Below are 15,172 nucleotides of genomic sequence, written 5' to 3' on the forward strand. Positions count from 1 at the left end.
ATGGCGGCAGAACAATCAGCGAATGAGCTGTTTCGACCAAGATCACAAAAAACAGACGGACAAGTCGTCGCGATGCGGCCGAGCCTGACTCATTTTCAGCAAGTGACCCGCAAGCTGGTCCGCAACAAGCTCGCCATGGTTGGCTTTACCCTCATCGTACTGATGGTGCTCATGGCGCTCATCGGGCCGCATCTGGTGCCGTACAGCTATTCGGATCAGAGCCTTTTGACAGCCAATCAGGAACTTTCCGCCGAGCACTGGTTTGGGACGGACGAGCTGGGACGCGACATGTTTTCCCGTACGTGGTACGGAGCGCGCATCTCGCTCATCATCGGAATTACGGCGGCACTGATCGACCTGGTGATCGGCGTTACCGTCGGAGGAATTGCCGGATATATGGCAGGCCGGGGAAAACGCGGCGATCGGATCGATACGATCATCATGCGTCTGATTGAAGTGTTGTACGGACTGCCGTACTTGCTCGTCGTGATCATGCTGATGGTTGTCATGGAGCCGGGGATCGTGACGATTATTATCGCCTTGTCGGCCACAGGCTGGACAGGGATGGCCCGTCTCGTACGCGGGCAGATTTTGCAGCTGAAAAACCAGGAGTTCATCATGGCTGCACAGGTGCTCGGGGCAAAATTTCCGCGCATTCTGCTGCGCCACCTGATTCCGAACACGATTGGCGTCATTATTGTCAACCTGACTTTCACGATACCGTCTGCGATTTTTGCCGAGTCGTTTCTGAGCTTCCTCGGCTTGGGCGTCCAGGCTCCCATCGCAAGCTGGGGGACGATGACCAACGATGCGTTAGGCGTGATTTTGACAGGCGACTGGTGGAGACTGTTCTTCCCGGCCCTGATGATCTCGCTGACCATGTTCGCCTTCAACGTTTTTGGCGATGGCTTGCAGGACGCACTCGACCCGCGGATTCGTGAGTAACCGCGCCCAAGGATAGGAGGAACCAGACATGACAGAGCATTTGCTGCAAGTAGAAAACCTCCGCGTTCATTTCAAAACGTACGGGGGAGAAGTACAGGCGGTCAGGGGCGTCACGTTTCACGTCGATCGTGGCGAGACGCTGGCTGTGGTCGGAGAGAGCGGCTGTGGCAAGAGCGTAACCGCCCAGGCGATCATGGGGCTGATCCCGAATCCGCCGGGCCGGATCGTCGACGGACAGATTCGTTTTGACGGACAAGACATTACCCGACTGAGCAAAAAAGAACTGCTTTCGCTGCGGGGAACCGAGATCGGGATGGTGTTTCAAGACCCGATGACAGCGCTGAATCCGACGATGAAGGTCGGAACGCAGATCGTCGAAGGCTTTGTGCGGACTCACCACGTCTCGAAGGAGGAAGCGCGCAAAAAAGCGATGGAAATGCTGCGGCTGGTCGGCATTCCCGATCCGGAAAAACGGGTGGATCAATACCCGCATGAATTTTCCGGCGGAATGCGGCAGCGCGTGGTCATCGCGATTGCGCTGGCGAACAATCCGAAGCTGGTGATTGCCGACGAACCGACAACCGCCCTCGATGTGACGATTCAGGCGCAAATTTTGGACTTGCTGAAAGAACTGCAAGAAAAGCAACAGCTTTCCATCGTCATGATCACGCACGATCTGGGGGTCGTAGCTGAAATCGCTCACCGCGCTGTCGTGATGTACGCAGGAATCGTCGTAGAGACGGGAAAAGTCGAAGATATTTTCAAGAGTCCCAAGCATCCGTACACATGGGGCCTGATGCGCTCGATGCCGCGAATTGACGGCGAAGAAAAAGAGCGGCTGGTGCCGATTGACGGATCGCCGCCAGATTTGTTCCACCCGCCAAAAGGCTGTCCGTTTGCAGCGCGTTGCCAGTTTGCCATGGATATTTGCGAGCAGCAAATGCCAGAGGTAACCGTGTTCGAAAATGCGCACCAGGCGGCATGCTGGCTGCATGATCCGCGGGCGCCGAAGCTGGATGAACTCGTGGCGGCAGGGAGGCAGACGTAGATGAGAGACACTTTAATAGAAGTAACAGGGTTAAAAAAACACTTCGAGATCGGTAACGGCATCCAGCTCAAGGCGGTGGATGGAGTCACGTTTACGATCAATCGGGGGGAAACGCTCGGGCTGGTGGGTGAAAGCGGCTGTGGCAAATCTACGCTCGGCAGGACGATGATTCGCCTGTACGACCGTACAGATGGAGAAGTGTTGTTCAAGGGCAAAAATGTGCATCAGTTGAAAGGCAAAGACTCTGCGCAGTTCAACCGCGACGTGCAGATGATCTTCCAGGACCCGCAGGCCAGTCTCAACCCGCGCATGACGGTGTTGGACATTATCGCCGAAGGGCTGGACATTCACGGCTTTCCTCGCAAAGATCGCGCAGACCGCGTCAAGGAGCTGTTGGAGCTGGTGGGCCTCTCCAAGCAGCATGCGAGCCGGTTCCCGCACGAATTTTCCGGCGGGCAGCGGCAGCGGATCGGCATCGCACGCGCTCTTGCCGTCGAACCGGAATTTATTATCGCCGATGAGCCGATCTCTGCGCTCGACGTCTCGATTCAGGCGCAGGTCGTCAATTTGCTTGAAGATTTGCAACAGGACAAAGGGCTGACGTATTTGTTCATCGCCCACGACCTGTCCATGGTCAAGCATATCTCCACGAAAATTGGCGTCATGTATTTAGGAAAAATGGTGGAAATGGCCGACAGCTTCGAGCTGTACGCCAAACCGCTGCATCCTTATACACAAGCATTGTTGTCTTCCATCCCGATTCCCGATCCTACGATCAAGCGGGAGCGGATCATTTTGCAAGGCGATTTGCCCAGCCCGGCCAACGCTCCGAGCGGCTGCGTCTTCCGGACGCGTTGCCCGAAAGCAACGGCGCAGTGCGCCGAGCAGGTGCCGGAATGGATGGAAGCAGCGCCCAATCACTGGGTCGCCTGCCATCTCTACAGGTAGTACGATTTTATATCTTTATATACAGGGGGAACCATTGTGAAGAAATTAGCTGCATTTGCCCTGTCCGTCTCGCTCGTAGTACCAGCGCTTGCTGGCTGCGGCGGAAGCTCAGGGACAGCAACGAACAACCCGGGTACGGCGTCCAGCACTCCTGCTGCTGCCGTCAAACAAGAAGTCGTATTCAACGCCAAGTCCGAACCACCCGATTTGAACCCGCTCACTTCGACGGATACGACATCGTTCTGGATCATGGATCACTTGGGCGAAGGCTTGTACACGAAAGACAAAGAAGGCAATCCGGTTCTCGGGGTAGCCAAAGAAGTGAAGCTGTCTGACGACAAGCTCAAGTACACCTTTATTTTGCGCGACGATGCCAAATGGACAAACGGCGAGCCTGTAACCGCAGAAGATTTCGCCTATACGTTCATGAAGCATATCGATCCGGCGACAGCCTCTACGACAGCGTATCTCCTCTATTATATTAAGGGAGCAGAGGCGTACAACAAAGGAACAGGCAAAGCAGAAGACGTCGGAATCAAGGCTCTCGATGCGAAAACATTGGAAATCGAACTGGTAGCCCCAACTTCTTACTTTGACAAGATGCTTGCTACCCGCTACTGGCACCCGATCAACAAAAAGCAGGCGGAAGCCGATCCGAAATGGGCAGCCAACGCCGAGACGTATATTTCCAACGGTGCTTACAAGCTCGTTTCCTGGAAGCATGACTCCGAACTGGTGATTGAAAAGAACGAGAATTATTGGAACAAGGACGACGTAAAAATGGAGAAGATCACCTGGAAAATGGTGAACGATGCCACAACGTCCTACCAGATGTACAAGAGCGGAGAGCTTGATTTCAACAAAGAGATGCCATCTGACATTCTCGCTCAGGAAAAATCAAGCCCTGACTACAAATCCGTTCCTTACTACGGCACGTACATGTACATGTTCAACGTGACGAAAGAGCCGTTCACCAACAAAAAAGTGCGCCGTGCATTCGCTATGGCGATCGATCGCAAAGCACTGACCGAAATGGTGAGCCAAGGCGGCGAAACTCCGGCTTACTCCATGGTGCCGCGCGGAGCGATTACGCCAACAGGCAAAGACTTCCGCGAAGAAGGCGGCGACTACTTCAAGGAAGATCCGGCAGAAGCGAAAAAACTGCTGGCAGAAGGCATGCAGGAAGCAGGCTGGTCTACGCTGCCTGAAGTAACACTTATGTACAACACCGATGAAAGCCACAAAAAAATAGCCCAAGCCCTCCAGGAAATGCTGAAGAAAAACTTGGGTGTAGATGTGAAGCTGACCAACCAAGAGTGGAAAGTATACCTCGATACAACGAGACAAAAGAACTACCAAATGGGCCGCATGGGCTGGGTAGGTCAAATCAGCGATCCGGCGTTCAACCTCGATTACTACTTGGGTGACAGCCCGAACAACCGTACAGGCTGGGTAAACAAAGAGTACGACGACCTGAACATGGCAGCAAAAGTGGAGCAAGATCCGAACAAGCGCATGGAACTGTTGCACAAAGCAGAGGCTGTTTTGATGGAAGAAATGCCGTTCATCCCGATCTACCACTATCAACAAAACTATCTAGTAAAACCAGGTTTGGAAGGATTGACGTATCCGGTCAATGCATTCCCAAGCGCACGCTGGGCAACGAAAAAATAGAAAAAAGAGGAGTCTCTCCTCTTTTTTCCCTTTTCACACGGAACAGTCAGCTGCTTTTGGCTGTTCTTGGCGATTCGTCAACCATGAATTACTATACATACACTTCTTGATGACGAGGAAAGGGTGATGGCACATGATTATGGACTATTTGCAAGTCAAGTCGGCCTATCAGCTGAAAGTGGTGCCGAAAACGAACGGGCTGACTTTTTTGACGAAGCTCACAGGCATTGCCCAGGTGTGGAGTTGGGATGAGCAAACCGCGAGCGTACGTCAGGTGACTTCTTTGCCTGACCGGGTTGTCGAGTTCGCCCATTCTCCATGCGGGACGAAGACCGTTGTCGGCATGGACAACAAAGGAGACGAGCGCCAGCAGTTTTTTTTGTTGAAAGAGGGTGGAGCAGTCGTCAAGCCATTGACGGATGCGCCCGAATTTTTCCATTACTTCGGCGGCTGGTCGCCTTGCAGCGAGAAAATTGCCTGGTCGAGCAACCGTCGCGAGCCACGCTGCTTCGATATTTTTGTGCAGGACGTAGAGAGCGGCCAGTACGAGGAAGTGTACCGTCATGACGGGCGCTGCGATCCGATTGCCTGGCTGCCGAACGGCACAGGGCTGATTTTCAGCGTACAGGAAACGAATATCGACAATGCCCTGTACCTGTTGGATTTGCAGACCAGACAAGCCCGGAAGCTGCCGATTTGCAGCAAGCAAGCGCGCTTTCACTCGTTGCAGTTGACCCGTGACGGACAACACGGCTACATCGTGACCGATCGCGATGACAACACGATGGCGCTTTGCCGCTTTGCGCTGGATGGCGCCGAACTGGAAAAGCTCGTCCAGATCGACAAGTGGGACGTGGAGGAAGCGAAACTTTCGCACAGCGAGGAAGTGCTTGCTTTCGCCATCAATGAAGGCGGGCGTTCGGCTCTCGGCTTTTACTCTTTGACCGAGCAGCGTCAAGTAATGGCAGAGAACATCCCGGGTGGCGTCATCAGCGGACTCGCGTTCCGCTCGGATGAACAGCTTGCCTTTGCCTTGAAAAGCCCGACATTGCCCGGCGACATCTGGACGTATTCGCTTGCGGAAAAATCGAGTGAGCGCGTGACTTATGTTGGCGTGGCAAAAGAAATTCAAGACAGCCTCGTGGAGCCAGAGCTGTGCAGCTTCCGTTCTTTTGACGGGCTGGAGGTGCCGTATTTTCTCTACAGCAAAAACCATTCCGGCAAAAGTCCGGTTGTCGTCTACGTCCACGGCGGGCCGGAGAGCCAGATTCGCGCAGAGTACCACCCGGTCTTTCAATATTTGGTCAACCAGGGCTTCACGGTAGTGGCACCGAACGTGCGCGGCAGCATGGGCTATGGCCGTACGTACGTGCAACTCGACGATCGCCGCAAGCGGATGGACTCTGTCGCCGACCTCGCCTGGCTGGTCAAAGACTTGTCGCAAAAGGAAACGGTCGACCCGCAGGCAATCGGGATTATGGGCCGCAGCTACGGCGGTTTCATGGTGCTTGCCGCCCTCACCCATTACCCGGATTTGTGGGCAGCCGGAGTCGATATCGTCGGCATCTCGCATTTTGGCACCTTCCTGAAAAACACGGGAGAGTGGCGGAGAAAGCTGCGCGAAGTCGAATACGGCTACTTGGGCGAGGACGACGATTTCTTCGAACAAATCGCGCCGCTGAATCACTCTGCCAAAATCAAGGCACCGTTGCTCGTCTTTCACGGGCGTAACGATACCCGGGTCCCTGTCAGCGAGGCGGAGCAGCTTGTGGCAGACATGCAAGACCGGGGGCAACAGGTGGCTTTGCACGTTTTCGAAGACGAAGGCCACTTTACCGAAAAACTGGACAACCACATCACGCTGAATCAGGGCATTACCCGCTTTTTCCTGGAGCATTTGAAAACGGTCCACAGTGAAAAGGAGTGAGTGACAAATGAACAGCCAAAAAAGAAAAGTCGCAGCAGAAGATTTGTATCAACTGACGTACGCAAGCGACCCGCAGCTTTCCCCGCAGGGAGATGCGGTTGTTTACGTGAAGACGATGATCGACGAAGAGCGGGCGTATCGCAACCACTTGTTCGTCCGCGACTTGCAGACAGGAGAAACGGTGCAACTGACGAGCGGTGCTGTGCGTGACACGTATCCGCGCTGGTCGCCGGATGGTACGCGCATCTCTTTCGTCTCCAAGCGTTCCGGGACAGCACAAGTTTGGCTGATTGACGCCAAAGGTGGCGAGCCGCGCCAGTTGACGCACTGCAAAACAGGGGTGAGCACTCCGCTCTGGTCGCCGGATGGACAGCTTATCGTCTTTTCTTCCTTGATGGATCGCGGCGAGACGTTTGACGATCAGGAAGGCGAAGCAAAAGAAGCAGTCGTGCCGAAAGTAATCCATGTCGAGCGGATGAAATACAAATCGGACGATTACGGCTATTTGTACGAAAAAACACGGCAACTCGCCCTCGTGCATGTGGAAACGGGAGAAGTAAAAGCGCTGACAGACGGGCCTTACCATCACACGATCGGCTCCTGGTCGCCGGACGGAAAATGGCTGGCGATCACAGCCAACCGCAACGAAAATCCTGACATGCTGCACACGGTCGATGTGTATTTGCTGCGGACAGCGGGAGGAGAATGGAAGAAGCTGACGAGCAGTAACGGGACATTTTCCAACCCAACCTGGTCTGCTGACAGCCAAAAGCTCGCGTTCATCGGCAGCTTGGCGGACGGAATTTACTTGAACGCAACGCAAAAGCGAGTATGGACATGCGATCTCGAAAGCGGCGAGCTGACTTGCGTGACCGCTGATTGGGATGTGCAAATCGGCGATTCGACGATTGGCGATGTGCGCTCGCCGGGCCACCCGACTCCAGGAGCGGTCTGGACGGAGGACGGAACCGCGTTGTACGTGATTGTAAGCGAGCGCGGCAATTCCGGCATTTACCGCGTAGCTCTGGACGGACAAAAAGAGCACATCGTTAGCGGCAACCGCAACGTGTACGGATTCACGATTGACGAGCAAAAGCAGACGCTGATCGCAGCGATCAGTGATCCGCTCATTCCGGGAGACTTGTATCACTTCAACCTGGAAACGAAGGCAGAGCAACGTTTGACCGAACTGAACCGCGACTTTTTTGCGAATGTGGAGCTGGCTGTGCCGGAAGAAATCGAATTTGCAGCGCAAGACGGCTGGAAGGTGCACGGCTGGATGCTGAAACCAGTCGGTTACAAGCCAGGTGAAAAATACCCGCTCGTCTTGCAAATCCACGGCGGACCGCACTCCATGTACGGCAATACGTTTTTCCACGAGTTTCAGATTTTGGCGGCAAAAGGCTACGCGGTGCTTTACACCAATCCGCGCGGCAGCTACGGGTACGGCGAGCGCTTCATGCAGGCGTGCTGCGGAGATTACGGCGGCAAGGACTATCTCGACCTGATGAGCGCAGTCGACTACGCGTGCCAGCAGTTTGATTTCGTGGACGAGTCCCGCCTGGGAGTGGCAGGCGGAAGCTACGGCGGCCTGATGACCAACTGGATTGTAGGGCAGACGAACAGATTCCGCGCAGGTGTGACGGACCGCAGCATTTGCAACTGGGTGAGCTTTTACGGCGTGAGCGACATCGGCTACTACTTCAGCGCCGAAGAAATTCAGGCCAATCCGTTCACCAATCCGGAGAAAATGTGGCAGCATTCGCCGATTCGTCTGGTCGCAAACATCGAGACGCCGCTTCTGATCATGCACGGGGAACAGGATCACCGCTGCCCGATCGAGCAGGCTGAACAGCTGTACATCACGCTCAAACACCAAGGCAAGGCACCCGTGTCCTTCATTCGCTTCCCCGGAGCCGGACATGAGCTGTCCCGCAGCGGAGATCCCGAGCAGCGCGTGCTGAGATTGCAGTATACAGAGGACTGGTTCGCGACGTATATGGAGCCAAAAGTGCCAAGCTTGCAGCAGTAGTAGTCGTATCGATGCCAAATCCAAATCCGCCAAAGAGCGCTCACGAGGAGGAACGAAACATGAACAAGGAACAAGTATTGGGCTGCGTACAGGAGATACTCCCGGAGGCGATTGACCGCCTGAAGCAATACTTGAGTTACCCCACCGTTTCTGCCCAGCACAAAGCGATTCCGGAAACAGTCGACTACGTCGTGCAGATGATCCACGAGGCTGGCGGCGAGACGAAGGTGCTCGACGATCTTGGCGGCAACCCCGTCGTCTATGCTTTTTTTGCAGCAGGCAGCAATGGCGATGCCAGCAAGACGCTGCTCTACTACAACCATTACGATGTCCAGCCGCCAGAACCGTTCAGCGAATGGCATACCGAGCCGTTCACGCCGACTGTGATCGAGGGCAAGCTGTTCGCACGCGGCGCAGCCGACAACAAAGGCGACCTGGTAGCGCGGCTGAGCGCGATCAAAATTTTGCAAAAGCAGGGCGGCTTGCCGTGCAACATCAAGTTCCTGATCGAAGGGGAAGAGGAGATCGGCAGTCCGAACCTGGAACCGTATTTGCGCCAATATAAAGACCTGTTCGCAGCGGATGCGTGCATTTGGGAATTTGGCGGAAAAGACGAATCCGAGCGCATCAGCATGGTTGCCGGAATCAAAGGCATGGCGTATTTGGAGCTGACCTGCACAGGCGCGGACATCGACATGCACTCTTCTGTCGGCGCTTATGTAGACAACGCAGCATGGCGTCTGGTACAAGCACTGGCGACGATGAAAAATGAGCAAAACGAAATTTTGGTCGAAGGCTTTTTCGACGGCATCGAAGAACCGACAGCAGATGAAAAGAAATTCGTGTCCGAGCTGCCGTTCAGCGAGGAAGCGACGGCAGAACTGTACGGCCTGAAACGCCCGCTGATCACGAAGGCAAAAGGCGTGGACCCGCGCGAGGCGATGGTGTTCCACCCGACGATGACGATTTGCGGACTGGACAGCGGGTATACCGGAGAAGGCGCGAAGACGGTGCTGCCGAAAAACGCCAGAGCCAAAGTGGATTGCCGTCTCGTGCCGGGACAAGACCCGCAGCACATCTTGCGTTGCATCGAGGCGCATCTGAAGAAGCATGGCTACGACGACATTACGGTGACGATGATCAACGGGCAAAAAGCGTACCGCTCCGATTTCCACCATCCGTTCGTTGCCCATGTGCTGGATACCGCCCGCGTCATCTACGAGAACGAGCCTGTTCTCGCACCGAACTCGGCAGGGACAGGCCCGATGTACATTTTCGGCGAGCAGCTTAAGCTTCCGGTTGTCAGTACGGGAGTAGGCTGGGTCGGTTGCAAGGTGCACGCGCCGAACGAGTCGATTCGCCTGAAAGATTTCGAGGAAGGAATCGCCCACATGGTTGTGATGCTTTCCGGATTTGCCCAGGCGCTTTCCCTGGCCAAATAAATGCTCTGCCAACAAAGACCTCGACACGATGCGGGGTCTTTTTTTCGGTTAACTGTTTTTGCGGCAGCTACGGAGTGGACTTTCATTTTGCAAAACATGTACAATCGAGGGTATCGAAGCTTTCGTATAGATCAGGAGGCGAACTGCATGAACAGCGAAATTTCACGATGGGAAACCGCAACCTTTGCCGGCGGCTGCTTCTGGTGCATGGTCAGTCCGTTTGACAAGCTGCCAGGAATCATCAAGGTCGTCTCGGGCTACACAGGCGGCCACGTCGAAAATCCGACCTATGAACAAGTGTGCTCGGATACAACCGGACACTATGAAGCCGTGCAAATCACCTACGATCCGGCGCTCATCTCGTACGAGGAGCTGTTGCAGATGTTTTGGAGACAGATCGATCCGACAGATGCAGGCGGCCAATTCGGCGATCGGGGGCAATCGTACGCCCCGGCGATTTTCTTTCACACGCCAGAGCAGGAACGCCTGGCGATTCGCTCGCGTGAGGAACTGGAGCAAAGCGGCATTTTTCAAAAGCCGATAGCGACCTTGATTTTGCCTGCCAAGCCGTTTTACCCGGCAGAGGATTACCACCAGGACTATTACAAGAAAAACCCTGTGCGCTACCAGTATTACCGGGCGGCGTCGGGCAGAGCGAAGTTCGTGAAGGAAGCGTGGCGCGACAAAAAGAAGCAGGAAGAACTGAAACAGGTACTGACGCCGATTCAGTACGAAGTGACGCAAAACAGCGGCACGGAGCGCCCGTTTGCCAATGAGTTCTGGAATCACAAAGAGGAAGGCATCTACGTGGATATCGTGTCGAACGAGCCGTTGTTTTCTTCCTTGGACAAATTCGATTCCGGCTGCGGCTGGCCGTCGTTTACCCAACCGCTGGCCAGCGAGAATGTCACCGAGCAGCTCGATTTGACCCACAACATGATTCGGACAGAAGTGCGCAGCAAGCACGCAGACTCGCATCTGGGGCATGTGTTCGAAGACGGACCGGGAGAAAACGGCTTGCGCTACTGCATCAACTCTGCGGCGCTGCGCTTTATTCCGAAAGACAAGCTGGAAGAAGAGGGCTTCGGCGAGTACAAGTCGTTGTTTGATAAACAAAAAGACTGACCTGTCCTTAGCGCGTTGCCAGCATCGGGCCGCCGTTCTCTGTGAATCATTCGGGAAGGCGGTCTTTTTGTACAAAATAGGCGTATATCTCGCGAAAGAAAGGATGCGACAGAGTCCACGATGATACAGAAGAGACGTTTTGCCAGCTTGATTGGACTGCTGCTCGCCGTGACGATGCTTGCGGCCTGTTCCATGGCAACGGAACCGCCTGCCGAAAAGGAAGACCTTCCCGCGAAAGCGGTGGAAGGAGGGACGCTGACGATTGTCAGAATGTCCGATGCTGGCAATCTCGATCCGCACTTCATCTCCACGATCAATGCCGCGAGTGTCGTCCATCAAAAAGTGTACGAAGGGCTGGTCAGACGGGATGCCAACATGGTGATCGTGCCGCAGCTCGCCCTCTCCTGGCGGCAAGTCAGCGATCTTGTCTGGGAGTTCAAGCTGCGACAGGGCGTTTTCTTTCACGATGGCACACCGTTTGACGCCACCGCAGTGAAGCGAACCTTGGACCGGGTCATGGACCCGAAGATCGCTTCGCCGCGAGCTGCGATGTTTGACAAGATCAAGCAAATCAAAATCGTCGATCCGTACACCGTACAGTTTATTTTGGAGCGGCCGTTTACGCCGCTGCTCTCTATATTAGCCAGTCACGAAGGCAGCATGATTAGCCCGAAAGCGATCGAGCAGTACGGGCGCAAGCTGGCGGAGCATCCGGTTGGAACCGGGCCGTTTGTGTTTCGCTCCTGGGAGCCGGGAAATCAGATCGTGCTGGACAAAAACCAGCAGTATTGGGGCGACAAGCCGAAAATCGATCATGTGATTTTTCGCGTCGTGGCGGACGATCAGAAGCGTATTGCCATGGTCGAAAACGGCGAGGCCCACGTAGCCGAATCGATTCCGGTGCAGGAGATCGATCGGCTGTCCGCATCGAATCGCTTGCATGTGTATCGCAGCGAAGCGTTGGGAACCGAGTTTCTCGGGTTCAATGTGGCGCAAGAGCCGCTCAACGACATTCGCGTCAGACAGGCTATCAGTTCAGCCATCGAAACAGGAGCCATCATCAAAGGCGTCTACAACAATGTAGGCACGCAGGCCAACTCGCCGCTCGGGCCAAAAGTATTCGGCTACAGTGCGTCCGTCCAAAGCTATCCGTACGACCTGAACAAGGCGCGCGAGCTGCTCGCCAAAGCAGGATACCCCAACGGCTTTTCCATCCATATGCTGACCTACGACCGCAACGATCGGGTCATGGTTGCGCAAGTCATCCGTTCCCAGCTCAAAGGAATCGGGATCGACGCCAAAATGGATGTGGTCAGCTACGCCGATTTCGTCACGACGATCGAAAAGACGCGGACGCACCAGATTTTCGTCAGCGGCTGGGGGAACGCGACGGGTGACGCGGACTACAACCAGTACAACCTGTTTCACACGATGGGCGGCGGAGCCGGAAACAGCTTTCAGTACAGCAACCAGGAGCTGGACAGGCTGCTCGAAGCCGGACGAGTCGAGTCAGACCCGGCCAAGCGTCTCGCCATCTACGCGAAAGCGCAGGAGCTGGAGATGCAGGATGCGCTGCTGGTGCCGATTCGCAATCTGGAAAATCTCGCCGTCATCAGCATCGACGTTCAAGGCTTTTCCATCAGTCCGGCTGGCTATCTCATGCTCGACCAGGTCAGCATTCAAAAATAAGCGGACAACTGCTGCCGGACGGGCGCTGCACTCGCTGGTGCTTGGGTGACGAACAAGATCATAAGGGACAGACGCGCTGGTGTATACGGCGCGTCTTTTTTACTTGTTTGGCTCAGACTATAGCTGTATAGGTTTTTGGTATAGACGGAATTGCCGAAAAGCATAGAACAATGCAAAAACGTGCAGTATAATCAAAAATATTTTAAATAGACATAAAACGAAAAACAGGAGAGAGAAACATGAATACTGTGGAGAGAATCAGCAAGTTTGTTGGCAGCACGTTCTCGTTGTGGGTAATTTTGTTTGCCATTCTCGGCTTTTTTGTGCCGGAAGCGTTCGTCGGCGGAAAAGGCTACATTTCGTTCCTGCTCGGCGTCATCATGTTCGGAATGGGGCTGACTTTGTCTTCGGAAGATTTCCGCGAAGTGTTTCGCAGGCCGGTCGATGTGTTGATCGGCGTAGTCGGTCACTACCTGATCATGCCTTCGCTTGCGTTTGTGCTCGCGATCACGTTGCAGCTTCCGCCGGATATTGCGGTTGGTGTCATTTTGGTCGGCTGCTGTCCGAGCGGGACGGCGTCCAATGTCATGACGTACTTGTCAAAAGGCGATGTCGCTCTCGGGGTTTCCATCGCGGCTGTGTCCACCTTGATCGCCCCGATCGCTACCCCTGCACTCATCTCGCTTTTGGCTGGAAAATGGATGGCGATTGATACGAAGTCGCTGTTTCTCGATATTGTGATGGTCGTCATTGTCCCGATCGTACTCGGTGTGATCGTCAAAGCGTTTTTCGGCAAGCAGGCGGAAGCGAGCGCCAAGGCATTGCCGCTCGTGTCTACCATTGCTATCGTTTTGATCGTGGCGATTGTCGTTGCTCTGAACAAAGGCAAAATCGTCGAGACAGGCATGATCATTTTTGCTGTCGTCATTTTGCACAATATTCTCGGCTACGTGCTCGGCTATTTTTTCGCCAAGCTGTTCGGCTTGAATCTGGCGAAGCGCAAAGCGGTGACGTTGGAGACAGGCATGCAAAACTCCGGTTTGGGCGCGGCTTTGGCGGCGGCTCACTTCAATCCGCTCGCAGCGGTGCCGAGCGCCATCTTCAGCGTGTGGCACAACCTTTCCGGCTCTGTGCTCGCCACCTATTTTGCCAAAAAAGAAGAGTAGGCGACTGGCATCCTCCCGGCAAAGGCGCGCTGATTTTTTGCCAAAATGGCACGTTCCTGTAACGAAAAAGGCCCGATTTATGTCATAATGGGTACGTACTTCCATGCTGGATAAGTACCCAACACCCATGCGGGCTGACTGTACAGCCGGGCCCGATTCGAAAGGACGTCATGATGAAACGTTTTGCCAATCGTACGAATCATTCCATCATACTGGTAACAGCCGCGATTCTCGCGCTGTCTGGATGCAGCAGCATGGCTGCGCCAAACGAAGAACAGGCAAAGCCGTCGCAGGAGACGACCCAGCCTGCTCCAGCAGAAGTGCCCAAACCTGCCGAGGAAGCCAAACAACCGGAAACCAAGCCAGGCGAGACGGCGAAGCCGGAAGAAACGAAACCGGAAGAAACCAAGCAGCCAGAGGCCCAACCGCCGAAAAAGCCGTCTGCCGAAGGGGCAGGCAAGTACGAAGAGCTGCTTGCGGATATCGAGGTAGTCGCTGAACCGCAAAGTGTAGCGGTCCTGGTCAACAAACAGCGCAAGCTTCCCGAAAACTATACGCCAAACGACCTGGTATTCCCGAAAGTCCCGTACCTGCTCCCGGAAAAGAGCGAGAAGCGGAAAATGCGCAAGGAAGCGGCGGCTGCGCTGGAGGAATTGTTTGCAGCGGCAAAAGCGGACGGAGTAGCGCTTGCAGGAGTATCGGCCTACCGCTCTCACGCTTACCAGAAAGCGCTGTTCAACCGCTACGTGCAAAAAGACGGCGTGGAAAAAGCGCGCACTTACAGCGCCGTGCCAGGTACGAGCGAACACGAAACCGGGCTTGCGATCGACGTATCCGGCGTAGACGGCAAATGCGCGGCGACGAGCTGCTTTGGCGGCACGAAGGAAGCATTGTGGCTTGCCGAGCACGCGGCAGAACACGGCTTTATCATCCGCTATCCGGATGGAAAAGAAGCGATCACAGGCTATATGTACGAGCCGTGGCACTTGCGCTACGTCGGCGTGGAGATCGCCAAGCAAATCAGCGAGCAAGGCATCACGCTGGAGGAGTATTCAGGTGTGGTTCCCGCCTCGGCCAATGAGACTGAGTCAAACTAAACCTAAGCTTTTCGGAAAAAAGGAGACGCCGATTTTTCGCTACGGAAGAATCGGCGTTTTTCTTGGTGCGCCCAGCATG

11 protein-coding genes are annotated in these 15,172 nt (G+C 54.8%); all 11 read left to right on the forward strand.

Annotated features, from left to right (window positions below; all coding sequences use genetic code 11):
- The 11 genes from DEP07_RS03590 to DEP07_RS03640 all read left to right on the forward strand — a co-directional run bounded on the left by DEP07_RS03590 (position 1) and on the right by DEP07_RS03640 (position 15,093).
- Entirely contained in the window at positions 1-945 is a 945-nt protein-coding gene (locus DEP07_RS03590) for an ABC transporter permease (protein ID WP_063228298.1), read from the forward strand.
- 28 nt (positions 946-973) lie between these two features.
- Positions 974-1,993: an ABC transporter ATP-binding protein gene (locus DEP07_RS03595; RefSeq protein ID WP_122963386.1), complete on the forward strand. Its 1,020-nt coding sequence runs from the start codon at positions 974-976 to the stop codon at positions 1,991-1,993.
- On the forward strand, positions 1,994-2,941 hold the full coding sequence (locus tag DEP07_RS03600; RefSeq protein WP_122963385.1) for an ABC transporter ATP-binding protein: 948 nt from the start codon (positions 1,994-1,996) through the stop codon (positions 2,939-2,941).
- 36 nt (positions 2,942-2,977) lie between these two features.
- A complete protein-coding gene (locus DEP07_RS03605; RefSeq protein WP_122963384.1) occupies positions 2,978-4,615 on the forward strand; it encodes a peptide ABC transporter substrate-binding protein in 1,638 nt (545 codons plus the stop codon).
- Between the two features lie 133 nt (positions 4,616-4,748).
- Positions 4,749-6,542 (forward strand): S9 family peptidase, encoded by a 1,794-nt coding sequence (locus tag DEP07_RS03610; RefSeq protein ID WP_174769205.1) that lies wholly within the window; start codon positions 4,749-4,751, stop codon positions 6,540-6,542.
- Positions 6,543-6,549: 7 nt separating this feature from the next.
- Positions 6,550-8,574 carry a S9 family peptidase gene (locus DEP07_RS03615; RefSeq protein ID WP_281868496.1) on the forward strand — a complete coding sequence of 675 codons (2,025 nt, stop codon included), beginning with the start codon at positions 6,550-6,552 and terminating at the stop codon, positions 8,572-8,574.
- A gap of 59 nt (positions 8,575-8,633) precedes the next feature.
- Positions 8,634-10,016, forward strand: coding sequence for a M20/M25/M40 family metallo-hydrolase (locus tag DEP07_RS03620; RefSeq protein WP_287102124.1), 1,383 nt, complete (start codon positions 8,634-8,636; stop codon positions 10,014-10,016).
- A 147-nt stretch (positions 10,017-10,163) separates the two neighbouring features.
- Positions 10,164-11,141: a peptide-methionine (S)-S-oxide reductase MsrA gene (gene msrA / locus DEP07_RS03625; RefSeq protein WP_287102126.1), complete on the forward strand. Its 978-nt coding sequence runs from the start codon at positions 10,164-10,166 to the stop codon at positions 11,139-11,141.
- Between the two features lie 120 nt (positions 11,142-11,261).
- Entirely contained in the window at positions 11,262-12,830 is a 1,569-nt protein-coding gene (locus tag DEP07_RS03630) for a glutathione ABC transporter substrate-binding protein (protein ID WP_287102128.1), read from the forward strand.
- A gap of 239 nt (positions 12,831-13,069) precedes the next feature.
- Positions 13,070-13,996 carry a bile acid:sodium symporter family protein gene (locus DEP07_RS03635; protein WP_122963380.1) on the forward strand — a complete coding sequence of 309 codons (927 nt, stop codon included), beginning with the start codon at positions 13,070-13,072 and terminating at the stop codon, positions 13,994-13,996.
- 173 nt (positions 13,997-14,169) lie between these two features.
- Positions 14,170-15,093, forward strand: a complete 924-nt coding sequence (locus DEP07_RS03640) for a D-alanyl-D-alanine carboxypeptidase family protein (RefSeq protein WP_287102130.1) — start codon at positions 14,170-14,172, stop codon at positions 15,091-15,093.
- The last annotated feature ends 79 nt before the right edge of the window (positions 15,094-15,172 follow it).

This window comes from Brevibacillus sp., assembly GCF_003521185.1.
Lineage (GTDB): Bacteria > Bacillota > Bacilli > Brevibacillales > Brevibacillaceae > Brevibacillus > Brevibacillus parabrevis.

Excerpts from the sequence above, each read along its gene's own strand:
- DEP07_RS03610 (WP_174769205.1), top strand. The coding sequence starts at position 4,749 with ATGATTATGGACTATTTGCAAGTCAAGTCGGCCTATCAGCTGAAAGTG.
- DEP07_RS03620 (WP_287102124.1), top strand. The coding sequence starts at position 8,634 with ATGAACAAGGAACAAGTATTGGGCTGCGTACAGGAGATACTCCCGGAG.
- DEP07_RS03595 (WP_122963386.1), top strand. The coding sequence starts at position 974 with ATGACAGAGCATTTGCTGCAAGTAGAAAACCTCCGCGTTCATTTCAAA.
- DEP07_RS03635 (WP_122963380.1), top strand. The coding sequence starts at position 13,070 with ATGAATACTGTGGAGAGAATCAGCAAGTTTGTTGGCAGCACGTTCTCG.
- DEP07_RS03600 (WP_122963385.1), top strand. The coding sequence starts at position 1,994 with ATGAGAGACACTTTAATAGAAGTAACAGGGTTAAAAAAACACTTCGAG.
- DEP07_RS03640 (WP_287102130.1), top strand. The coding sequence starts at position 14,170 with ATGAAACGTTTTGCCAATCGTACGAATCATTCCATCATACTGGTAACA.
- DEP07_RS03630 (WP_287102128.1), top strand. The coding sequence starts at position 11,262 with ATGATACAGAAGAGACGTTTTGCCAGCTTGATTGGACTGCTGCTCGCC.
- DEP07_RS03590 (WP_063228298.1), top strand. The coding sequence starts at position 1 with ATGGCGGCAGAACAATCAGCGAATGAGCTGTTTCGACCAAGATCACAA.
- msrA (WP_287102126.1), top strand. The coding sequence starts at position 10,164 with ATGAACAGCGAAATTTCACGATGGGAAACCGCAACCTTTGCCGGCGGC.
- DEP07_RS03615 (WP_281868496.1), top strand. The coding sequence starts at position 6,550 with ATGAACAGCCAAAAAAGAAAAGTCGCAGCAGAAGATTTGTATCAACTG.